The sequence below is a fragment of the Paenibacillus sp. FSL H8-0259 genome (genome assembly GCF_037963255.1).
GTDB lineage: Bacteria > Bacillota > Bacilli > Paenibacillales > Paenibacillaceae > Paenibacillus_AQ > Paenibacillus_AQ phytohabitans.
Map to the genome: position 1 here is coordinate 6,376,422 of NZ_CP150147.1, position 23,581 is coordinate 6,400,002.

The 23,581-nt window shown below is 53.3% G+C and carries 14 protein-coding genes; 5 read left to right on the plus strand and 9 right to left on the minus strand.

Annotation, left to right across the window (positions count from 1 at the left end; translation table 11 throughout):
• Nucleotides 1–301: 301 nt before the first annotated feature.
• The 6 genes from NSU01_RS27395 to NSU01_RS27420 form a co-directional block, all read right to left on the minus strand.
• Nucleotides 302–5,488, minus strand: coding sequence for an S-layer homology domain-containing protein (locus NSU01_RS27395; RefSeq protein WP_076245080.1), 5,187 nt, complete (start codon nt 5,486–5,488; stop codon nt 302–304).
• Between the two features lie 227 nt (nt 5,489–5,715).
• Complete coding sequence (locus tag NSU01_RS27400; protein ID WP_076245082.1) at nt 5,716–7,062, minus strand: extracellular solute-binding protein; 1,347 nt, start codon at nt 7,060–7,062, stop codon at nt 5,716–5,718.
• Between the two features lie 113 nt (nt 7,063–7,175).
• Nucleotides 7,176–8,768, minus strand: a complete 1,593-nt coding sequence (locus NSU01_RS27405) for a response regulator transcription factor (RefSeq protein ID WP_076245084.1) — start codon at nt 8,766–8,768, stop codon at nt 7,176–7,178.
• Complete coding sequence (locus tag NSU01_RS27410) at nt 8,746–10,500, minus strand: sensor histidine kinase (protein ID WP_076245086.1); 1,755 nt, start codon at nt 10,498–10,500, stop codon at nt 8,746–8,748. Before NSU01_RS27410 ends, NSU01_RS27405 begins: the two co-directional genes overlap by 23 nt.
• Before the next feature lie 111 nt (nt 10,501–10,611).
• Entirely contained in the window at nt 10,612–11,460 is an 849-nt protein-coding gene (locus tag NSU01_RS27415; RefSeq protein ID WP_076245089.1) for a carbohydrate ABC transporter permease, read from the minus strand.
• Nucleotides 11,460–12,419 (minus strand): sugar ABC transporter permease, encoded by a 960-nt coding sequence (locus NSU01_RS27420; protein WP_076245091.1) that lies wholly within the window; start codon nt 12,417–12,419, stop codon nt 11,460–11,462. The genes NSU01_RS27415 and NSU01_RS27420 overlap by 1 nt, the downstream gene beginning before the upstream one ends.
• Before the next feature lie 385 nt (nt 12,420–12,804).
• Here NSU01_RS27420 and nrdI point away from each other — a divergent pair, with 385 nt between their 5' ends.
• From nrdI to NSU01_RS27440, 4 genes are all read left to right on the plus strand, one after another.
• Nucleotides 12,805–13,164 carry a class Ib ribonucleoside-diphosphate reductase assembly flavoprotein NrdI gene (gene nrdI, locus NSU01_RS27425; protein ID WP_042139483.1) on the plus strand — a complete coding sequence of 120 codons (360 nt, stop codon included), beginning with the start codon at nt 12,805–12,807 and terminating at the stop codon, nt 13,162–13,164.
• Complete coding sequence (gene nrdE, locus NSU01_RS27430; protein ID WP_076245094.1) at nt 13,151–15,235, plus strand: class 1b ribonucleoside-diphosphate reductase subunit alpha; 2,085 nt, start codon at nt 13,151–13,153, stop codon at nt 15,233–15,235. The genes nrdI and nrdE overlap by 14 nt, the downstream gene beginning before the upstream one ends.
• A 37-nt stretch (nt 15,236–15,272) precedes the next feature.
• On the plus strand, nt 15,273–16,232 hold the full coding sequence (gene nrdF, locus NSU01_RS27435) for a class 1b ribonucleoside-diphosphate reductase subunit beta (RefSeq protein WP_042139485.1): 960 nt from the start codon (nt 15,273–15,275) through the stop codon (nt 16,230–16,232).
• 287 nt (nt 16,233–16,519) lie between these two features.
• Nucleotides 16,520–17,374 carry an alpha/beta hydrolase gene (locus NSU01_RS27440; protein ID WP_305954214.1) on the plus strand — a complete coding sequence of 285 codons (855 nt, stop codon included), beginning with the start codon at nt 16,520–16,522 and terminating at the stop codon, nt 17,372–17,374.
• A 5-nt stretch (nt 17,375–17,379) separates the two neighbouring features.
• Here NSU01_RS27440 and NSU01_RS27445 read toward each other — a convergent pair whose 3' ends face one another.
• From NSU01_RS27445 to NSU01_RS27455, 3 genes are all read right to left on the minus strand, one after another.
• A complete protein-coding gene (locus tag NSU01_RS27445) occupies nt 17,380–20,259 on the minus strand; it encodes a ComEC/Rec2 family competence protein (RefSeq protein WP_076245096.1) in 2,880 nt (959 codons plus the stop codon).
• Between the two features lie 193 nt (nt 20,260–20,452).
• A complete protein-coding gene (locus NSU01_RS27450) occupies nt 20,453–20,971 on the minus strand; it encodes a dCMP deaminase family protein (protein ID WP_039300969.1) in 519 nt (172 codons plus the stop codon).
• Nucleotides 20,972–21,537: 566 nt separating this feature from the next.
• The gene (locus NSU01_RS27455) at nt 21,538–22,470 is read right to left on the minus strand and encodes a helix-hairpin-helix domain-containing protein (RefSeq protein ID WP_076245099.1); all 933 of its coding nucleotides are present in this window, start codon (nt 22,468–22,470) and stop codon (nt 21,538–21,540) included.
• Between the two features lie 147 nt (nt 22,471–22,617).
• Between NSU01_RS27455 and comER the strand changes: the two genes are divergently transcribed.
• Nucleotides 22,618–23,469: a late competence protein ComER gene (comER, locus tag NSU01_RS27460; RefSeq protein ID WP_042139487.1), complete on the plus strand. Its 852-nt coding sequence runs from the start codon at nt 22,618–22,620 to the stop codon at nt 23,467–23,469.
• Nucleotides 23,470–23,581: the final 112 nt, after the last annotated feature.

Here is a 23,581-nt window from a genome sequence, read left to right on the forward strand (position 1 = left end):
ATCCGCTATTTGCCGAAATGGGGCAGATTTGCCGGCTAAGCGGACTCGGATTCCGTTAATTGGCCTGCGACAGCCTGTTTCAGGCTCAAATGAGCAAGATAGCTGATTCTCAGTCCGCTTAAGTCCCGGAAAAGGGTTTTTCAGGGAAATAAGGTCTTCTCAGTCCGTTTCATTCTGCTGACGGTGCGCTCACCTGCTAAAGCACCAAGCAAGCTGCAGCTTATCTTCGCCAGGCTCTGTCCTGCAAAAAAACAACAACCCCCAAGCGGCTTATCGCTTGGGGGTTGTAATGATGCGGCTGCTACATTTCTTTGTAAATATTATACAGAAGCATTGCCGCTTCCGCGCGGCTGGCTGTCTTTACGGGTTGAATCATTCCGCCGTCCCCCTGAATCCATCCGGCTTCAAGCATGCGGTTCACGGCTTCTGCGGCATAACCGGCTACAGAATCCAGATCCCTGATGCCTGCCGCCGCGGTCCCGGCAGTACTGCTATCAGAGGACGGAGCATGGATTCCCGCAAGCTCCAGCGCTCTGTCGGTCATGACAATCATTTCTTGTCTCGTAATCGGCGCAGCCGGAGCAAAGCTTCCATCCGTGCTGCCGCTGACGATCCCCAGCCTATGGGCAGCATTCACCGCTTCATAGAAGTAGCTGCCCGGCAGCACATCTGTGAATCCGGATGCTGCGGCCCCGCTGCTCTCCAGGCCGAATGTACGCATCAGCATAAGAGTATAATCAGCTCTGGTGACGGCCGCGTCCGGGGCGAAGGAATGGGCGGAGACGCCATTCAGAATGCCTGTAGACGCCAGTACTGCAACCGGCCGGCTGGCCCAGTGTGCAGTCCCAAGATCAGCAAAAGATATGCGGTTTAATACCACAGCATAAGTGCTGAAGTGGCGGACCTTAAAGCTTATTGCTGCGGATTCCGGTTTATAGCGGCCTCCGGTAACCGGGTGGCTGAGGCCGTTCTCATCAATATGCCATATGGCCAGGAATTCAGCATTCAACAGTTCGGCGGTAGTCAGCTTGTAGGGAATGCTGACCTCTACCTGCGCTGAACTATTCTTCCAGCTCAACTCCTTGCCGCCGGAGCTGATAGAGAGTTCCACTGCGGGTCTTCCTCCGTTTGCAGTGGTAACCAGTGAATTCGCGGCGGTTATATCCGCTGCAGAAATCTTCAGCACCACCGTATCTTCCAGCACCGCCTGTTCACCCTCCAGCATCCCGGCGGGCAGAACTACTGTAGCCAACGCTGTCTGAATCTCCAGCGTCTGCCCCTGCGCTGGTGCGCTCAAAGCTGTGGCGGGCAGTGAGATTTCATAGGCGGCAGCGCCTGCGGACGGGTTAACGGTCACCGTTATCCGGTTCCCGCTGTTGCCCTCTGCCGCCGCAAGAGCAAGCGCCTGCTCCAGCGCTTCCCGGGTCAGGGCCACCTGCGCCGTTGCCGCTCCGGCAGCGGACTGCGGGTTCGCGGTCAGCTTACCGCTGCTGACCGTCACAGCCGGCAGCACAGCAGTTAAACTGCCGGTGCCGCCGGAATTTACCGGAGCAGTCCCTGTCTCCGGACTGGTTCCCGGCTCCGTTGTACCCGGATCTGTTCCCGGCTCCGTCGTACCCGGATCTGTCCCCGGCTCCGTTGTTCCCGGATCTGTCCCTGGCTCTGTTGTTCCCGGATCTGTCCCTGGCTCCGATGTTCCCGGATCTGTTCCCTCAGTCGTATCCATAATCCGGATAGCCACAGTGGCATCCTTACCCTGGTCGAAATCGAAGACCAGCGTTATCGTACCCAGCGGCTGCTGAACGAGGTATGAAGTTGCGATGCCGTACACATTGCCGGTGACGCTGTAATCCGTTTCGCCCAGTTCCGTCCCGCCACTGCGGATCGCTGAGAGCGTATTGCCGTTCCACTCTACTTCAAGCATAACCGGCTGACGATTTGCCGGATTCTTATCAAAGACTGCGGATAACGGATTCACTGCGGAATCCCTAATCTCAGGCTCAGGCTCAGGTTCAGGTTCAGCGGGAATATAAGTTCCTTCCCAGTTGACAGTAAATAGATAGGTTCTATAATCCGTGCCATCTGCCGAGGCAGTCGTCACAGCAATTTCACTGACGCTCTCCCTAAGCGTAATCTCTTCAGAGGCTTCGCTGCTGCCGGTCACTGTTCCATTCACGCGGATCTCCGTGCCGGATGCTCCTGCCAGCGGCATTACCTTCAACCCGTATACGCTTGCCGGAACGCTCACCGTATAGCTGTCCTGATCATAAGCAAATGCGGGAGAGAGCGATAATGCCTCACCTTTGCTGCCAGCAATCCGCAGGTTCCGCAGGGTAGAATCAAGTGCAGCAGGTGTACGGTTAATAATTACATTAACTGTGCGTGCTGTAACGCCGTCTTCGGCAGTAACAACTACCGGAATGGTATTAACGCCTTCTTCCAGCATAACCTCTTCTGAAGGCTGTCCGCTTATAGCTGCCAGACCATTGATAGTCAAAGAAGAAATGTTTGGGCTGTTTACCGTCGCTGTCAGCTGTACAGTCTCCATAAAGTACGGAACCTCCAGACTGTAATCCTCTCCTTGTTTGGTCAGAGGGCCCAGATCCGCCGTAACCTCTGTTATTCCGGCATCATTACGCTCATAGGGAATTCCTTGATAGAGCTGTACATTATCGATATAGGCCGTGCCATAATTAGAGCTGTTGGCGTAGTAGTCAATGCGGCCGATATCGGGAATTTTATTACGGAAGGCGGCCTGCTGGACGACTGGAATATCATTGACGTACAGATCGAATTTGCCGGATCCGGTGTTCATCACCAGCCGCAGGTTGTACCATGTACCCGGTTCATAAGGCATTAGATTAGTCGAAGTTCCGCCCTTGTAAGCGACAATCTGCCCTTTGGAAAAAGCCAGCGATACACCCACGTTCGTACTCGCTGTTCCGGCACTGCTATAAATATAAGGCAGGCTGATCCAGTTCGTACTGCCCGCATTGTCGAGCTTCATGACATCGGCCGTCAGCGTGACTATACCCTTCAGACTTCCGGCAGCAAAGGTCTGCGCCATGGAGGTATTGCCGCTATTGCTGCTGCGGGTAAGCTTGATGCTTTTGTCGGAGGCACTTGGCAGTTCAGCTGCCCCCACACTCCCGCCGTTAGCCGTCACCGTCCAAGGTTCGCCCGGCTTGGCATCTGTGTCCAGATCATTGTAACCGGAAGCACTCAGCAAGACCGCCTGCTTGCTTACCACATACAGCTCAGATACGGCCGTGTTGAGCGCTGGCTCCACATGAATGCCGGGCACCTCTGCCGTTCTGAAGCCCTCTTTAGCCGCGGAGACTGTATAATTCTCCCCTACCTCCACTGCCGGGAAGCTGTACAGACCGTTAAGATCACTCTCAGCGCTCAGTACAGGTAATCCATCCAGCATAAGGGTCACTGTCACTCCTGCCGCTGCAGCCAACCCGCCATCCAGCACCCTACCGGTGATGGAGCCTGTTGCCGCGTTAGAGGTCAGCCGCAGATCGCGGGTAATGACATTGCCTGCCTCAACGCTGAAGCTCCCGGTTTCGCCTGGAGTATAGCCGTTCTTAACGGCCTGCAGGTTGATGCTGCTGCCGACAACGGCACCTTTAATGACATAATAGCCGGAGTTGTCCGTAACGGCCTGCAGCCCGCTGCCGGACAAATCACTTACCGTGACGCCGCTCATGCCATTGCCTGCGCTGTTCGTCACCCTGCCAGCCACAGCTGCTGTGTTCAGCGAAGCATCATAATACTCGAATGCCCCGGGATCAGCGTTACCATTGTAGAGCGGTTGCCCTGCGAAATCTTGTACTCCGGAGCTTTCAGCCAGAATATTCACTCCCCGGTTAACCAGCATAGATTCCGGCTTCAGCTGATATATGCTGCCGAGGCTGCCTAAAGCAGGTCCGTCTGCTTCAGAACCGGATATACCCTTCCCCGGATCTGTCAGCTGCGGATTACCGGTCAAGGCATGAAGATCGCCTGCCGGGGGCGTAAGTGTGCCAACCGTAGAATAGTAGCTGTTATTGTCATAAGTAATCGTCGGGCTCACCGTCAGTTCCTGAACGGCGCGGGTTGTATACAGAATATTGTTGCGGATGTTGTAGGTGGCATTCAGCGAGGTACCGTAGCCGTAGATCATATACCCGCTGGCATCATTATAGATCGTATTGTTGTATACCTCAGCTACTGCTTTCTTGTCCGAATGCAGGTAGATCGGATAACGGGTATTGCTCTCCAGCACATTGTAGCGGATGATGGTATCCCCGAAGCTGAACTGGCAGATCAGGATACCGTCCCCGTTGTCATGCACATAATTGTACTGGATCAGCATTTTGGTCGTTCCCTTGTCAGGGTCAATGCCGTTGGAATCCGCTCCGCCTGCTTTTTGGGAGGTCTTGAACACCTCGTTATACTGGATGACTATATCATCAGCATAATAAGTCTCAATTCCGGAAGTGCCTGCACCTTCCACTACGTTATTCTCTACGATCGCACTTCTCACCCCGGTCAGATACATCGCATTGCAGCCGAAATCCGTGTCCTTCTGCGTAATATAGTTGCCCCGGATGATGATGTTCGTATGAGGGGTGAATTTCGGATCACTCTCACTGTCGCGTGTACCCCAGCCGGTGCTTACGACACCGCTGCTGCTGTCCCCGCCGCCATCACCGGCATACTGCTTGAATATGATCCCGCCGAATGACGTGTTCTTAACCGTTGAATTCTCAATAATCACATCGTTGAAAACAGTAGCCTGCTGCGGGTGCTTCGGGTCGGCAACCTTTGTGTCGAACACAATGCCGCCGGTTTTCTTCGATCCGTCCCAGCCGGTCTTGAAGCGGATTCCCGGGTCAGGTACCGGCGGCACAGTGCCGCTGATCCAGGCGATTTCTCCCGATACATCATGCACATCTACACCGCTGATACGGATATACTCAAGCTTGCCGGCATCCGCGCCCGTGACATGGATTCCGCGGAAATCGCCTAGCGACTGGGCGAAGCTGCCCGTTATCGGCGCGGTATTCGATACATCCAGATTACGGATCTCCCAGAATTGCTGACTACTCAAGGTAATCGCATCGGCATGTTGCCCGTTCGCCTTGATCTTAGGCTTATCCCCGCTGCCGTAGCGGTCAATGATAATCGGCTTGCCTGCGCTGCCCGAACCCTGGGGTGCCAGCGTCTGGTTATTCCATATACTGCCGGATTTCAGCAGAATCCGGTCACCCGGCTGAAAGACCGTACCGTTCACTTTGCCCAGCGTCTGCCACGGACTGCTGTCAGCCGTGCCCGGATTGCTGTCGCTGCCTGCAGTACTGTCAACATAATAAACGGTGCCCGAACCCTGAGTTGTCTTTGCCTCTGCCGGGCCTGCACCCGGAAACATTCCAAACAATATTACCGTAATGATCAGCACGGACAGCCATGATTTACTTTTGCTACACCTGATTGCCTTCATAATAATAACTAACCTCCCCGTAACTTATTTTCCGCCTCCCGAAAGAAAGCGTTATCATGAGTACGTGCCCATTATAAAGGATCATTCAGCTTCTCCATGAGAGAGAATAGAACCGGAATCTTTCACTTTAGAACACAAATGCATTCCATTCCGCGGTTGTTCTTTCAATTCTGGACTATCTTGTACAAAAAGAACCAGCCGCACCTGCGGCTGGTCCCGATAGCGGATTATTTGGTTTCCGCAGCGTATTGTTCTGCCAGCTTCAGCAGCTCTTCATAAGCTTTGTCCGGTGTGGATTGCTTGAACTGCAGTTTTTCTACAATCGTTTTGTAATCGTTCTTGAAATTCCCCCAGCCTTGAGGGTCATTGATGAACTGCTGCGCATCCGGCGTTACCTTGTTCAGGAAATCAAGCGAAGTTTTGTCCGCATCGCTGAAGGTAGGCGTGAGTGCTTCAATCACTTTGGAGTTGATTGGTGTACCGCGTGTCAGACCCAGCGTCTGGCCGGCTTCCTCATTGTTCACGAACCAGTCTACAAATTTGACGGCTTCCGCCTGGTTGGCGGACTGGGCATTAACGCTCCAGAACATTCCCGGCTTCAGCCAGCCGCCTGCTTCCGTACCGTACGGCATAGAGGCATAACCGAATGCACCCGGCTTCAGGGCTTCAATGGAGCCGACCTGGTTAGAGAACAGGTGACGCACTACGGCATTGCCGTTGATGACGCTGTCCAGCTGCGGGTCAAGCTCTTTATCGGTAGTGGTGATATCGGCCGGAGTCAGGATGCCTCTGTCACGCAGCTCATTCATTTTGGTCATGAAGCCGATCCATGTGTCCTTGTCGATGCTAAGATTACCTTCGGCGTCGAAGATATACCCTTTGCCCATGCTGTATTGATAGGCGGTGTAGTCTACCAGATCGGCGCTCTGATCAGCGAACACATATTTATCCTCGCCAAGCTTCGCTTTGGCCGCTTCACCGAAGGCATAATAATCATCCCAGGTCCAGCCGAAGTCCGGCGCTTCCAGGCCCAGCTTCTCAACAACCGTCTTGTCATATACCATACCAAGTGCAGCAACACCCAGCGGCATAGCGTATTGGGTACCGTTTACTTTACCGCCGTCTACAGTAGCAGCCTCAATATTATCCACATTGACGTCCTTCAGATCAGCCAGCAGCCCTCTGGCCGCATAATCATTCAGATAAGCCGCATCCATCTGGATGATATCCGGCGCGCTTTTGGCGGAGTATTGTACAGCCAGCTTGTCAAAATAGCCGTCCCAGCCGGAAAACTGCGTCTGAAACGTAACATTCGCATTCAGCGCCTTATATTGGTCGAGCGCCTTCAGTGTAGCGTCATGTCTTGCCTGGGACCCCCACCAGGTTAATGTGAGCGTCAACGGCGTGCCGGCGTCTCCAGTTGCTCCTGCCGGAGCTGTGGTAGCCGCAGCTGTAGTGCCCCCCGCGGTAGTGCTGTTCGCTGCGTTATTAGTGTTGTTTCCGCAAGCAGCAGTCGCTGCAACCATCGTCATTAAAGCGATTGCAAGAAAACTTTTTTTAACCTTCTTCTGCATTTCAATTTCCCCCTTCTGTCAGCTGAGCCAACATTTATAGGTCGATATTATCACCGGGGCTATTCACCGTATAGAAGAGTAATGAACACAAATCTTTCAATATCCACTTCAATCTAGCGTTTGATCAGCTCACTGGGACTGACACCGCAATACTTCTTGAACAGGGTACTGAAATATGGAACATTCTGGTATCCGACCATCTCCGAGACCTCATAGATCAGATGGCTGCCTTCCAGCAGCAGCGCTTTGGCCTTCTCAATCCGCACACGGATAACGTAGTTGGTGAACGTTTCTCCGGTCACTTTCTTGAACAGCTGATTCAAATAATTCTTGGAGATATACAGCTGCGAGGCCAGAAGCTCCAGCGTAATATCCTCCGCATAATGCTTGTGGATGTATTCCGTCATGAATTGTACCGCTTTGCGGTGCTTCTCCTGAATAGCCGGAACCTGCGCCCGGCGGAGGCTGCGGAGCTGTGTCTCCAGCCATTCTTCAATCTTCGGAAGCTCCGTCATCTCACTCAGCTCGCGCAGCGCCAGCCCTTCATCATCGCTGCGGCCGGGAATTCCGGCCATCAGCATGGCGTTATGCAGCATGGTCCAGAGCTCCGCTGCCAGCATTCGGAAGGATACCGGATCCACCGGCATTTCCGGCTGTCTGCGGTGCAGGTACAGGCGGATCAGCCGCATGACTTCATCGTCACGCTCTTCCTGCAGCGCTTTGGTTATACTCTGGTAGTAATCGGTCAGCAGGGACACCTCAACTGCTGCAGCCGCTTTTCCATCATCCGGATTATTCCCGCTTTGCAGATTCAGCGGCTGCTTGGCGAACAGTCTCTGCAGCGCCTCGTCGCCGGACGGTTTGATTCCTCTCCAGCCGGATTTCGCAGTGCCGGTTCCGAAGCGGATCTCAAGTCCGAGATAGGTCTTCATGCTGCCCACCATCAGCTCTCCCAGCCGGTCTGCAGCCTGCCCTATTGCCTGCTCCCCCTCCCGCTCTGCCGATGGCAGCAGCAGTGCTCCATGGTTGCCGAACAGCCAGACGAAGCAGGTGTCCGGCCACTCCCGGCCGGATACCTCGGCAACAATGTTGGAGACAGCGAATTTGAACAGGCTCCAATCCGCCAGGGAAATACTGCGGATGCGTTCGGTCCACAGCACCTCGATGATCATCACCGTATATTTCCGTTCCTTAAGCAGCTCCGCCGGAACCGATGCTTCGGAGCTCTGGCCCCAGCCGTTCAACTCGCCAGCCAGCCATTCCTCAAGGCATAGCTCTTCGCGCCGCTCAGGTGACTGCACCTCTCCAAGATTCAGACGGTGCAGATAGGTCTCCTCCAGCTTCTCAATCGTTTCCGACAATACGCTGCGGATCTGCTCCACCGTCACAGGCTTGGTCAAATAATCATCCACCCCGAGGCGGAGCGCAGTCCGGGCGTATTCGAAATCATTGTATCCGCTTAAGATCACGAACCGGCCGGCGAAATCCCCGGCTTTCAGCTGTTCGATCATCTGAATCCCGTTCATCACAGGCATATAAATATCGGTCAGGACTATATCCGGGTTCACCTCGGCAATCAGCTTGAGGCCTGCCTCGCCATCAATGGCTTCACCGGCAAATTCGGCGTCCAGCTCTTCCCAGGGAATGACTTTACGGAGTCCCCTCACGACCTGGAAATCATCGTCAATGATCACTACTTTCCACATGCTGCAATCCTCCTTTATGAGATGGTGTATGGACTATAGGCAGAAGGATGACCGCCTGTGTACCGCCATCCGGTGAGTTGCCCAGCGTGAAGCCGTAGGGTTCACCAAACAGCGCAACAATCCTTTCGCGGACATTCCGCAGCCCGTAACCACCCTTGGCACTCCGCTTCTCCTGCCAGTTCTCCTGCAGCTGGCGGCCGTTATCTGTCACTTTAATCTGCAGCAGCCGGCTATTCTGGATACTGACCGCAATAGTTAACGATGCCTGCTGTTTACCGTGGAACCCGTGTATGAAGGCATTCTCGACAAACGGCTGCAGAATAATTTTGGGCACAAACAGGTTTCGGGCCTCATCTTCGAGCAGCACACGGTAATCCAGGCGGTCCTCCCAGCGGATCTTCTGGAACTGCAGATAGCTCTCAATATGGGCCAGCTCCTCCGACAGCGGTACAAGACTATCACTGTTCGATAGGGCGAGCCGGAAAAATTGTCCCAGATGCGCCAGCATATTGCTTATCTGCGGCTGCGAAGCCTCAATCGCCATCCAGTTGACCTGATCCAGCGAATTGTAGAGGAAATGAGGGTTGATCATCATCTGCAGCGCTTTAATCTCAGCAGCCCGCTGCCGCTCATGCTGCTCCTCCAGGCTCTCATAGAGCTCTTCAATCCGGTAGGTCAGCTTCTCATAGCCTTGGAACAGACGGCCGAATTCATTCCGATAATCTTCAGGCAGCGAAGTCCGTTTACTTAGTGAAAAATTGCTCATTGCTTTCAGCAGCAGTCCAATCGGCTTGACGAACTGACGGGACAGGAATACAGCCAGCAGCAGAATCAGCACAATGGTGGCGATCCCGAATGCCAGAATAATTTGCGTCTGCTTCAGGCTTCCCGCCGTGATCTGACTCCAGGAGGTAATCTCTACCAGTGACCACTGGGAATCGAGCGAGGAGGACCATACGAGAAATTCGTCACCGGTCCGCTTGGCGCCGTTCGTCTGAGAATCGAGATGGGTCTTGATCTGCGCCTCATTCTGCACGAAGAAGCCGGGGTCGCCTGTAGCTGTAATCAGCTTGCCCGTGGCATCAAGCAGTGCCAGGTTGGAGCGGTTGTCCTCCGTGGCAATCAGCGACTGAAAGGCCGGAACCCGAACATTGAAGATCATCACAGCAATCGACCGGTTAAAGCGGTTATGGACCTTGCGGGCAAAGCTAATCACCGAGGTATCCCCGCTGTTGGTCTTGATAATCCGCTCTCTCAGCCAGCTGTAATCGGAGTTGCGCAAATCCTCATACCAGACCTCCTGCTCCATCTGTGCAAGCGGCAGGAACTGTACAAACTCCTGCACATTATAAGTCGGCGTCATATCCGAATAGACATGGATTGACTGCAGGATCGGCATCCCGAATACATAGTTGTTCAATTGGGAGCGGATACTGGCTTGTCCCCGCACCCGATCATACGGGGTGCCATTCAGCATCGCTTCATACTGGTCGCTCAAATTCTGAGCAGCCGTATTGGAGCTTTGCTCAATATCCACGAGATTGGTGTTCAGCTTCTTATGCAGCTCAATGAGCAGCTTCTGCTGGTAATAGGATGTGTTGCCGGCAATTTCTCTGGACCCGCTTACATAACTGAAAAAGACAGTCACGCCGACCAGGGCTGCCACAATCAGCGCGAAGCCAAAGAAGAAAACAACATCGATGCGCAGCGTTTTAAAGGGGTTAACCCGCATGTGGAATCCTCCTGCTATATCTCATGAAACCTGTATGGTCCTAATCATAGAAAGAAAGCCGCGAACCATCGCAGCTTTAATTCCCTCTTATTAGATAATTTATAAGGCATCCTAGCCCTTCAACGCCCCCGCAGACATCCCTTCCACGAAATGCTTCTGGGCGAGGAAGAAGATCAGTACGGACGGAGTAATGGATAGAAGCGACATGGCCAGCATCTGGCCCCACGGCACTGATCCCTGTGAATCTATGAACAGCTTAAGTGCGAGATTGATCGTGTATTTTTCAACAGTATTAATATAAAGCATCTGCCCGAAGAAATCATCCCAGTTCCAGAGGAAGGCATAGATCGCCACCGTAACCAGCGCAGGCTTCACCAGCGGCAGCATAATTCTCCAGTAGATGCTGAACCAGGAGCAGCCGTCGATTTTGGCCGCCTCATCCAGCTCTTTGGGGACGGAGCGCATAAACTGGACTAACAGATAGATGAAGAACGGGCCGCCGATCCCGCCGGCGAACAGATGGGGAATGTAGAACGGCAGATAGGTGTTGATCCAGCCCCAGCCGCTGAACATGACATACTGGGGTACAATCGTAACCTGGGTTGGCAGCATCAGGGTAACCAGCATAATGGCGAACCAGAAATTGCGCAGCGGGAAATCAAGTCTGGAGAATGCAAAGGCAACCAGACTGCAGGAGATCACACTTGTGAACAGCACACCTAGTACAAGCTCAAAGGTATTGAGATAGAAGTGGGTAAAAGTAAAGTTCGGCACCGATACCCAGCCTTCGGAGAAGTTGGCCCAGTGCGGAATCTTCGGGAACAGACCCGCCGAACTCATCTCCTCATTCGTCTTCAGCGAGGCACCCAGCCACCAAAAAATCGGATACATCATAATCAGACTGACGACGAGGAGAGATACATGCGTTAATATTTTTTTGCTTGAGCGGGTAGCATCCATTATTTCTTGCCTCCTTGCGATTCATAGAACACCCAATATTTCGAAGTTCCGAACAGCACGGCCGTGAACAGCCCGATCAGCAGCAGCAGCACCCAGGCCAGCGCCGAGGCATACCCCATGTGGAACTTGGTAAAGGCTTCTTCATACAGATACATGACGTAAACAAACGTAGATTTCACCGGACCGCCGTTCGTGATGACAAATGCCTGGGTGAACATCTGGAACGTATTGATCATCGTCTGAATGGCATTGAACATAATGATCGGTGAGAGCATCGGCAGTGTGATCGAGATGAACTGGCGGAATTTGCTGGCTCCGTCCACAGACGACGCTTCGTACAGATCACCCGGAATCTGCTTCAGTCCGGCCAGGAAAATAATCATCGACGAGCCGAACTGCCAGACCATCAGCAGGATCAGCGTACCCAGTGCATACTTCGGATCCGCAATCCATGCCGGTCCCTTGATCCCGAAGATCCCCAGGAAGTCATTAATGAAGCCGTTGCGGCTGAAAATATTCTTCCAGAGAATCGATACGGCGATACTTGTCCCGATCAATGAGGGGAAATACACCATCGTCCGGTAAAAGCTGATCCCCCTGATCTTGCGGTTCAGCAGCATGGCAATCGCCAGGGCGAACATCAGCCGCAGCGGCACGGTCAGCAGCACGAAGGTAATCGTGATCCGCAGCGAAGACGGAAACACATCATCCTGGGTGAAGATTCTCGTGTAGTTGGCAAATCCGACCCACTCCGGTGCTTCCAGCAGCGAGTAATCGGTAAGCGAGTAATACAGGGACATAATCATCGGCCCCAGGGTCAGCAGGAAAAAACCTATTAACCACGGAGAGAGAAACAGATAGCCGGCGAGCGGAGATTCCCAGCGTTTGATCCGTGTTTTTCCAGGCGGAACCGTTTTCAAAGAACCCGCAGGGGCTTGCTTTGCAGCAGCATTATTCATGAATTTACTCCTATCTTCCTTCTGTATCGGAACTTTTCTTTTATTATAGATTGACAGGGGCCGGGCATGAAGGAGGGTAATGAATGCTTTTCTTTCACTATTGATCAATTCTCGCCGGACACCGGCGCACAAAAAAGCTTAAAAAAAATACTAATAAATTATAAGAGAATAGAATGCAGGCGGGGCGTGGTTTTCTCCCTTTTTCATAGGCAAATCAGGGGGTTAGAAGGACCTGTGGGTCTATTGACTTTTCAATATATGGTAGTAAAATGATTAAACGTTACTAAATATAGTGTATATAATAGAAAAGCCAATAAATCTAGTGAAATTGCCCGTCATCATTTGTCAAGTAGAAATAGCTACATGTTATAGGAGGTTAGGGACCATGTTGATTGCTTACGATTCCAAGACCGGCAACGTTAGAAGGTTCATCAATAAGCTGAAGCTTCCTGCTGTTCAAATCGAAGAGCATATGACGATCGACGAGCCTTACGTGCTTGTTACATACACCACCGGATTTGGACAGATTCCAGAGAAGGTAGCTTCTTTCTTAGAGAAGAACCATTCCAGGCTCAAAGGCATCGCCGCGAGCGGCAACAAAAACTGGGGTGAGCTATACGCGCACAGCGCAGATTTAATTGCACAGCGTTACAACGTACCGGTGGTCGGCAAGTTTGAGTTGTCGGGAACATTTGGTGATGTACAGCGCATAAAACAGGAGGTGGACCGGGTTGCGGCATATTGAACTGAACAACATGTTGATGAAGAGAGACGAAAGCGGCTTTTTCCAATTGGATAAGGACCAGGAGGCGGTAGCCGAGTTCATGCGGGATGTGGAGCGGCGCAGCCTGACCTTCACAACAACCAAAGCAAAGATCGATTATATGATTGCCAATGATTACTACGAGGACCTGTATGACCGTTATTCCGCAGCTGAGATGGAGGACGTCTACCGGATTGCCCACGAATATAACTTCCAGTTCCCTTCCTATATGGCGGCTTCCAAGTTCTACACAGACTATGCCGTCAAAAGCAATGACCGTAAGCAATACCTTGAGCATTACCCGGACCGCGTAGCTGTGGTGGCCCTGCATCTGGGACGCGGCAACGTGGAGACAGCCCGCACGCTGGCCCGCTCGATGATGGAGCAGCGCCTGCAGCCGGCTACCCCGACCTTCCTCAATGCCGGCAAGAGCCGCCGTGGTGAGATGGTCTCCTGCTTCCTGCTGGAAATGGACGACTCGCTCAATTCGATCAACTATGTACTGAACACCTGCATGCAGCTGTCCAAGATCGGCGGCGGTGTTGCGGTCAATCTGTCCAAGCTGCGCTCGCGCGGCGAGACGATTAAGGGCGTCGAGGATGCTGCCAAGGGCATCATGCCTGTCCTGAAGCTCATGGAAGACGGCTTCTCCTACGCGGACCAAATGGGCCAGCGCAAGGGTTCGGGTGCGGCTTATTATAATATTTTTGGCTGGGACGTACTAGAATTCTTGGACAGCAAGAAGATCAACGCCGACGAACGGACACGCCTGAAGACGTTGTCTATCGGCCTGATCGTGCCTAACCGCTTCTACAAGCTCGCTCAGGATAATCAGCCGCTGCATGTATTCGCTCCTTATACTGTGTATCAGGCGTATGGAACGCATCTGGATGATATGGATCTGGACGTGATGTACGATACCCTGCTTGCTGATTCGCGCGTGAAGAAGAAAGTTGCCATGAGCGCACGCGACATGCTGACCAAAATCGCCATGATCCAGCTCGAATCGGGCTATCCGTATATTATGAACAAGAGCAATGCCAATAACGCCCACGCCTTGCGTAATGTGGGTCAGATCAAGATGTCGAACCTGTGCACCGAGATTTTCCAATTGCAGGAGACTTCCGAGATTAACAACTATGGAGAGCAGGACGCGATCCGCCGTGATATCAGCTGCAACCTGGCTTCCCTCAACATTGTGAATGTGATGGAGCATGGCAAGATTCGTGAATCCGTTCATGAAGGCATGCTCGCCTTGACTGCAGTCAGCGATATGACTACGGTCTCCAATGCTCCGGGTGTGGCTAAAGCGAACAAAGAGATGCACTCCGTCGGCCTGGGTGTGATGAATCTGCACGGTTACTTTGCCAAGAACAAGATTGCTTATGAGAGTGAGCAGGCCCGCGATTTCGCCCGGACCTTCTTCATGACGATGAACTTCCATTCGATCGAAAAGAGTATGCAGATCGCTGCGGAGACTGGCGAGACCTTCCATGGCTTCGCAGAATCGGATTATGCATCCGGCGTGTATTTCGACCGTTACCTGACCACGGACTACCGTCCGGTTACTGCAAGAGCGCAGGAGCTGTTCGAGGGCATCTACATTCCTACAACCGAGGACTGGAAGCAGCTGCGTGATGACGTGATGAAGAACGGCCTGTACCATGCCTACCGTCTGGCGATTGCGCCGACTGCGAGCATCTCTTACATCCAGAATGCCACGTCCAGTGTAATGCCGATTGTAGAACAGATCGAGACACGCACGTATGCCAACTCGACCACCTACTATCCGATGCCTTACCTGCGTCCGGACAATGTATTCTTCTATAAATCTGCGTACCAGATGGACCAGTTCAAGGTGATTGACCTGATTGCGGAAATTCAGCCTCATATCGACCAGGGTATCTCAACGGTCCTGCATGTGAACAGTGATGTAACGACCCGTGAGCTGGCCCGTTCTTACCTGTATGCGGCGCACAAAGGGCTGAAATCCCTGTACTACACCCGGACCAATAAACTGTCTGTCGAGGAATGCCTGTCCTGCTCCATCTAAGAGCGGGCACAGGTACAGAAAGGGAGAATAGATCATTATGAGCGCAATCAAAGCCGTGAACTGGAACCGTCCCGACGACGACTACTCGCTGATGTTCTGGAATCAGAATATTATGCAGTTCTGGACCGACGACGAAATTCCATTATCCGATGACAAAATGTCCTGGCTCACGCTGAGCGAGATCGAAAAGGACTCTTATATGAAGGTGCTGGGCGGACTGACCCTGCTCGATACCATCCAGGGCGGCGTCGGCATGCCGCAAATTATGGAGCATGTGGACGGCTTGCAGCGCAAGGCGGTCCTCGGCTTCATGGGGATGATGGAGCAGATCCATGCCAAGTCTTACAGCAGTATTTTCACAACACTTGCTTCGACCGAGGAGATCGACGGCATCTTCCGCTGGGTGGAGGACAATACGTTCCTGCAGTTCAAGGCGGAGACCATCTCGGAATATTACAAGAAGATTGAGTCGCCCAAAGACCTCTATCTGGCAATGGCTGCCTCTGTTCTGCTGGAAAGCTACTTGTTCTACAGCGGCTTCTTCTACCCGCTCTATCTGGCCGGCCAAGGCAAAATGACCTGCAGCGGCGAGATCATCGACCTGATCCTGCGGGATGAGAGCATCCACGGCGTCTACGTCGGCGTGCTCGCCCAGGAGATCTTCGAGGAGCTGTCCGAAGACGATCAGCGTGATGTCTACCAGACGCTGGTCGGACTGCTGCGTCTGCTGCATGCCAACGAGGAGCAGTATACCGAGCAAATCTACGCCCAGATCGGGCTTGTAGATGAAGTGAAGGCCTTCCTGCGCTACAACGCCAACAAGGCGATGATGAACCTGGGGCTGGACCCGCTGTTCGCAGAGGAAGAGATCAACCCGATCGTCCAGAACGGCATCAGCACCCACACCAAGCAGCATGACTTTTTCTCCAAAAAAGGCAACGGCTACGTCCGCGCGATGAACGTTGAGCCTTTACGGGATGAGGATTTCAGCTTCTGAAATAGAAGCTGAATCTAAGAACCTAACTTAAAGCTCAGCCGTCACTACAGAGAATATTTGGACTTCCGGCCGCTGTTGTATACAGATTTCCTGATTATAACTGCTGTTCGCGGTGGAAATCCGTATACAAAGGCGGATGCTACCGCTCCTACAGTTCCAAAATTCCCTTCCGATCCTTCCCGCTTTTGGTTATATTCTTTTATTCAGCTTATATAGTTTTAATTAATAAGGCACCCGCCAGCTGAGAGACAAGCTGACGGGTGCTTTTTTTGAGACTTAATACTTGCGTGAAACGTACCAGTAGGAGTGAATTTGATTTTGTGGAAGGGAAGTGTGCCGGTGTGGCCTTGCATGTTCAGGAATCTGGAGATCAAAGTGCATCCTATCTGATGGTATTCTTACACGGTGGCGGAGTGAGCGGCTGGATGTGGGATAGACAAGTGAAGTATTTCGTCCATTATCATTGCATGGTTCCAGACTTGCCTGGACACGGGTTAAGTAATGATGACATTATATTTTCAATTCAAAGCAGTGCAGAACAATTAATCCAATTGATCGGAGAAAAAGCAGGCGGAAAGAAAGTCGTCCTGGTCGGATTCTCTTTAGGTGCACAGGTTGCTGTCCAGATGATAAGCCTGAGACCTGCGCTCATTGATTTTGCCATAATAAACAGTGCTCTGGTCAGACCCATGCCATACGCTAAAAAGTGGATTGGACCGGCAGTCAGACTAACCTTCCCTTTAATTAAACAGAGATGGTTCTCCAGGCTCCAGGCTAAGACACTATATCTGGGCGATGAATACTTTGAACGATATTATGCAGAAAGCTGCCGGATGCCGCCTGACGCCCTGATCGCAGTGCTGGAAGAGAATATGACGTTCACTATTCCAGCCGGTTTCAGTGAGGCCGCAGGCAAGATACTGTTTACAGTAGGTGAGAAAGAAAAAGCTGTGATGAAGCAATCCGCTAAGGATCTTGTTGCTGCCAGCTCCAATTGTAATGGCGTGATCATCCCTGGCATTGGACATGGGGTCTCTCTGGCGAGGCCTGACTTCTTTAATCAAATGGTCGACACATGGGTGCATAAAGGTGATGTACCCAAGGAATGCAAAAGGTTTGATGTATTTTTTTGTTCATCGTAAATAGTTTATTCCGTAATCTTCATATTAAGCTTATGTCTCATAATTATCCCTTCCTTACCCACCCTGAGCTGAATCTCGCCATGCTGGTCGGTCCGGTATACCTCTGTATTTTCGTCTTTTAGCCGGTCTAGTACATCGCCATTTGGATGCCCGTAGAGGTTGTTCACACCCGCAGAGATTACCGCCGCTGCCGGATGCCAGAAGGTCAGCCAGTCTGCGCTGGTGGCGGTTTTGCTGCCGTGGTGAGCGACTTTGAGGATGTCGATGGGCTTACCTGCCTGTATTCCGGCCTGCTGTGCGGATTGCAATATCGCTTCCTCCGCTGCCTGGTCCATATCGCCTGTGAAAAGAAAGCTGCGGCCGTTCATCTCCAGCCGAAACACGACCGATTCGTGGTTCTGATCCTCCACTTCATCCGGCAGAGTCTGCCCGTCCGCAGGCGGCTCCGGCCAGAGAAAATGCAGCTGCGCCGCCTCATCCGGAGCCAGGAGCATGCCCTGCTGTACCGGATACAGCCGGACTCCTGCGGCAAGCGCTGTAGTCATCAGCTTGGTGTACGGCTCCGTATCTGCCAGCGTCCCGTTGAACAGCAGAGCAGACACTGGCATACCCTCCAGCACCGCCTGCAGCCCTCCGGCATGGTCCTGATCGCCATGCGTCAGGATCACCGCATCCAGCCGGTGGATGCCCCGCTGCTTCAGCAGCGGCAGCAGCGTCTTGGCTCCGACCTCGAACGGGCTGCGGCGGATTCGCCAGGCTTCCTTCTTCCCGAAACTCACCGTTCCGCCGCCGTCCACCAGAATATGGGCTCCGCCCGGCGTGGTAATCAGGATGCTGTCTCCCTGCCCCACATCCAGGTAGCTGATCGCTCCCGTCCCGTTCAGGTCTTCTGCGTAGTAGCCTTTGTAGAGCAGAAGGGCTAAACCTGCGGCGCACAGCATAGCGGCGAGACTGCTCCAGCGCGTAACGTCTGAATGCGGAAATGCCTGGAGGGCCAGCGCGGCTCTTCTGCTGTTCGCAGCTGCCGCTGGGACCGCCTTGTTACTGCTGGTATTGCCGGCCTTACCACGGCTCTTTCCCGGCAGCTCCAGCTCGGTCAGCGGCCGGGTCTCATCCTCCATATACTGTGGAGCAAGCGTAATCTCCGTCCGTCTCTTCAACGCATACAACACACCGTAAAGTAGTCCGTAGTATAGGCAAATCCACAGTAATGAAGGTGAAGCCCAGATCAGCACACCTGCTGTAAACCCGTTTACCCACTCCACTGCCTCAAACGTAGCATTATTCAGCAGCTCTGCAAGCTGCACAGTTAAGAGGGCGGCAGTATTCCAGAACCGTCCAAGCAGCAGCGCCAGCGTACCAAGCGGCAGCACCAGGAACGTGATGAAAGGAACGAGCAGCAGATTGGCGGCAAAGGACAGCAGCGAAAATTGGTTAAAATAATATATCGTTAGCGGGAAAGAGACCAATTGCGCAATGAAGGTTACCGAGAGGGCGCTGCCCAGCCAGTTAGGTAAACATCTGAACAATGGCGCGGCCAGCGGCGTATATACCATGAGACCTGCTGTCACCAGAAAGGACAGCTGAAAGCTGACGCTGAGCAGCAGATACGGGTTCCAGACCAGCATCATCAGCGCCGCAGCGGCCAGAATGTTCATTCCATCCTTAAGGATACCGAGCCTTGCGGCAAGCAGAGCAATCATGCTCATTATCCCGGCGCGAACCACTGACGGTCCGGCACCGGACAGCAGTACGTAGGCTGGTACAAGCAGTAATGTTACCGTGAGTGCTGTTTCTCTCGTGAAGCGGCAGCGGCGCAGAAGAAATAAGATCACCCCGACATAAACCGCAACATGCATTCCCGAGATCGCCAGAATATGAGTCAGCCCCAGCTGTGAGAATTGCTTAAAGGTCTCCGGGTCCAGATCCTCCTGGATGCCGATGACGAGTCCCTTCATATAACCGGCATGCGGCTCCTCGAATAAGCGCTCCATCTCTGCACCGAGGGTGGCGCGCATCCTATCATTCCAGCGCAGAATGCCGGATAGCTGCCACGATGCCGGAGGAGCAACCTTTACGCTGGCTGTTCCGCTCCCTTTTAACAGCCAGTGGATTTTGTTCGTGAGCAGATAAGCTTGGTAATCGAATCCGCCGAAGTTACGCGCTATCTGCGGCTGCGCCAGCTCTCCTTCAATGACTACCCGGTCTCCCCGCTGCCATAGGGCAGCTACAGCGATTTCGCTTTCTTCCTGAAGCTTGATTTGAACGGCAACCAGTTCCCCTTTTGCTTCCTCTTCTGCTCCTGTTATTGCGTCTGCACCTACTCCTGTTTCTGCTTCTGCTTCTGCTTCAGCACCTTCAGCTTCTGCACTTCCTCCATTTTCCGCATCTGCTGCTGCCCCTGCCGCTACCACGACAGCTACTTTTTCTTTTGTAGCTACTTTAGCTCCCGTTTCTACATTCGCCGCTGTTTCGTCCACCTGACTTCCCTGCCGCTCGAGTCCGATCCGTGACAGCTTCACCGTAAAATCAACCCGGTCCCCGTCCCGCTCCACCGGAGACGCAATAACGCCAGCGGCTGTAACGTTAGCCTCATTCAGTTCGGTTGCCGATCGCCCCAATTGCTCCGGCAGCAGGCTCACGTTACGCGCCTCACTCCACTCCCAGTACATGGCTGCCGCAGCAATCGCCAGCCCGAACACAGCAGCCGTTCTCCAGCGTATACCGCCGCTGACCGCCCAGATTGCAGGCAGCAGCAGCAAGCCTGCGAGGTAGATCAGCAGACTGCGTCCGGAGAACAGACAGCCTGCCGCACTTCCGGCAATCCAGCAGATCGTGAAGCTTAAGAGCGGCCTTCTGTTCATCAGCATCTCTCCTTTAATCATGGGTCTATTCTCTTCTTCCCGTCAAAATGGAACTACTCTTTTCCTGTCCCGCTGCCGCAGCAACGACAAAGAACCCCTGCAAACGCAAACACATGCGTAAGCAGAGGTTCTTCCCCTGAAGATCTGAAGCTATCCATAACACTAACCTGTCCCTATTCTGTGTGGTGACGCAAGTCCTCCGGTATGCTTCCGGTTATTCCGATACCGAGATCATTGTTTCCTTCGGCGGCTCATAGTTCTCCAATTGGCGGAACACAATTCCTTTGGAAGACAGCATGGCCTCAACCTTCTCCATATCCTTGCGGTACGGACGCAGATAGACAATCTCTACAATCCCGCTGTTGGCTAACATATTGGCACAGGTCCAGCAAGGTTCATCCGTGACGTAGACGGTACTGCCTTCCCGGTCACTCCGGTCTGTGAACAGCAGCAGATTCTGCTCAGCATGGATTGTACGGATACAGCGCTGCTTCTTCACCATGGTCTCTACGCCGTCAATGATCTCCCGCTCATATTGCTCGGAGACCATACAGCCTGCTTCCGAGCAGTCCGGAACACCCATCGGTGCGCCGTTATAGGCGGTGCCCAGCAGCTTCTTGCCCTGCACCAGCACAGCGCCGACATGGCGGCGGGGACAGCGCGAACGGGTGGAGACCATGCAGGCAATATCCATGAAGTATGTATCCCAGTTCTTGCGGTAAGCCACAGTCATCAGCAATCTCCACTTCCTCTTAGATAGTTGTTCATTATTGTAACATAATGCAGCATTCTTTCACTATACAGCTTGTCCTAACACTAGCCTGCCAACCGTTCTCATTACAGCATCATGCTGCGTAAACCGCAATTGCTGATAGAAACGTCGATTCTGGCGTTAAGCTCAGTTTCCGGCAGGCTCAGGCTTGACCTGTTACTATTCCCTTTCATTTTCTGGACTTAACTGTATTCTGTACAACTAAAAAGACTGAAATTCGGATGAAAAGCAGTTTAATTGCACTTCGTACACTTATATCACGATCTGCTGAGCTAAAATCGCCACACAACGTATTTTAGTTGTACGAAGTGCAACTAACTTTAAGAAATTAGTAGTTTTACAGTTTTTAGTTGTACCAAATACACTTATCTGACTGGCGGAGCATACGGTTGGGCATGGCGGGTAGGCTCGGCTCCATCAGACAACTTTGTGTAACAACAACCCGGTAATTCCCTGCCAATTGTAGTTTATACAAGCGTCAGTATGGATGCTGCCGCCCGTTCGAATCATCCAGCGGGTCCCTGGACTCAAAATGCCACCAGCGGCTTCAGCTGCTCCAGCAGCTTCGGTCCGATCCCCTTCACCTTACCCAGATCGGTCAGGCTGCGGAACGCTCCCTTGCTGCTGCGGTACTCGATAATCGCCTGCGCCTTCTTCTCCCCGATACCCGGCAGGTCCATCAGGGCTGCGGTATCGGCAATGTTCACGTTGACCCTGCCATCAGCAGCCACTGCTGGAGCTGCGGCACCTGCTGCTCCAGCGCTCCCAACTGCACCAACTGTCCCGCCACCTGCAGCGCCGCTGCCCGCCGATCCAATCACTGCACCGCCAGTTACTTCACCACCGCTAACGGCTCCACTTCCCGCTACCCCAGCCGTTCCACTTACGGCGCCATTTCCTGCTACTCCTGCCACACCACCATCTACAGCGCCACTCCCAACTGCACCAACCATCCCCCCACTAGCGGTCCCACTCCCAGCTACTCCTGCGTCCCCACCACCAACCGTTGCCCCGGCCTTACCGTTCGTATTCCCGTCATCCCCACCTGCCGCTGCCCCGGCTGTCCCCGCCGGAGCAGCAATCCCGGTGCCATTAATCACTCCGGCCTTATCACTTACAGCACTGCCCTCACCACCTCCGGCCTTATCACTTACAGCACCGCCCTTACCTCCGGCCTCACTTACAGCACCGCCCTCACCTCCGGGCGCTGCCAGCGCCTTACTACTCCCGGCACCGCTGCCACTAATAGCCGCTGCCCCTTCAGCGCCGCTCCCACCATCTTCACCACTCACCCCTGCCGTTCCCGTGCCGCCATCCGCCACCCCCAGCGCCTGCGCCATCCCGGCGTTCAGGGTCTCCCACCCGGCGATGCCGTTCTCTGCCCTGTGGTCTGCAGCCCAGACCAGACCACCGCCCAGCAGGGCAGCGGCGATGGCGCAGCCGATCATTCTTTTGCCCATGAAGCTGTCCTCCTTCAGTAAACTGGAATTTTATTCAAAAACAAGCTTAAAACCTGTCATTTGTCCAAGACTGCCGTGCATACATTGAACGAAGAGTATTCCTGTAAGCCCAGAACCCAGCAACATTAGAAAGGAGGTAACCACAGGATGAAAGTGGGATTTATCGGAACAGGCAGCATGGGCGGTCTGCTCATCGACACCTTTCTTCGTTCGGGAGCCCTTGACCCGTGTGATGTGCTGGCCAGCAACCGCAGCCCGGGCAAGCTGAGAGAGCTGAAGAAGCTTCATCCCGGAATCACTGTATGCTCGGGCAACATCGAAGCCGCGTCCGAGAGCGATATCGTGTTTCTGTGTGTCAAACCTTTGCAGTTCAAAATGTTAAGCGATGAGATTGCCCCTTACCTGCGCAGCGAGCAGATTGTCGTATCCATTACTAGTCCAGTTCAGCTGTACCATCTTGAATCCGTACTGCCCTCCAAAATTGCCAAGATTATTCCCAGCATCACCCATTCCGTCAAAAGCGGGACTTCTCTGTGCATCTTCGGAAGCAGATTAAATAAAAAAGACAGGCTGGTCCTGCTCCGGCTATTCTCATGTATTGGTGTTCCTGCGGAAATCCCGGAGAGTCATACGCGGATTGCCTCTGATTTCTCCAGCTGCGGCCCGGCGTTCATCAGCTATTTCCTGGAACGGTGGATCGAAGCGGCTGTAGAAGCAACCGGCATTGATGAGGCCCTGGTCAGCCGTCTGGCCGGTGAAATGCTGCTTGGTACAGGCAAGCTGCTGACAGAAGGCTCCTTCACCCCGCAGGGGCTGCAGGAACGGGTTGCCGTCCGCGGAGGCATTACAGCGGAAGCGCTGAACCACCTGCGTACGAGTCTGGAAGGGGTGTTCGAACGCCTGATCACCACTACGCATGACAAATACGATGAAGATGTGGAAAAGCTCGACGAGCTGTTCGGGCGCAGCAGCATCGTCCAGAGCCCACTTGACCGCTAAGGCAGCTGCGGCGATAGCCTTCTGCCAACGTCCATTGCCATAGCTTATTGCAAGGGCCGTATGCCTTGCCATCGTCCTTCCCCTCTTGCCATGCCCGCCTTATGCTACGCTC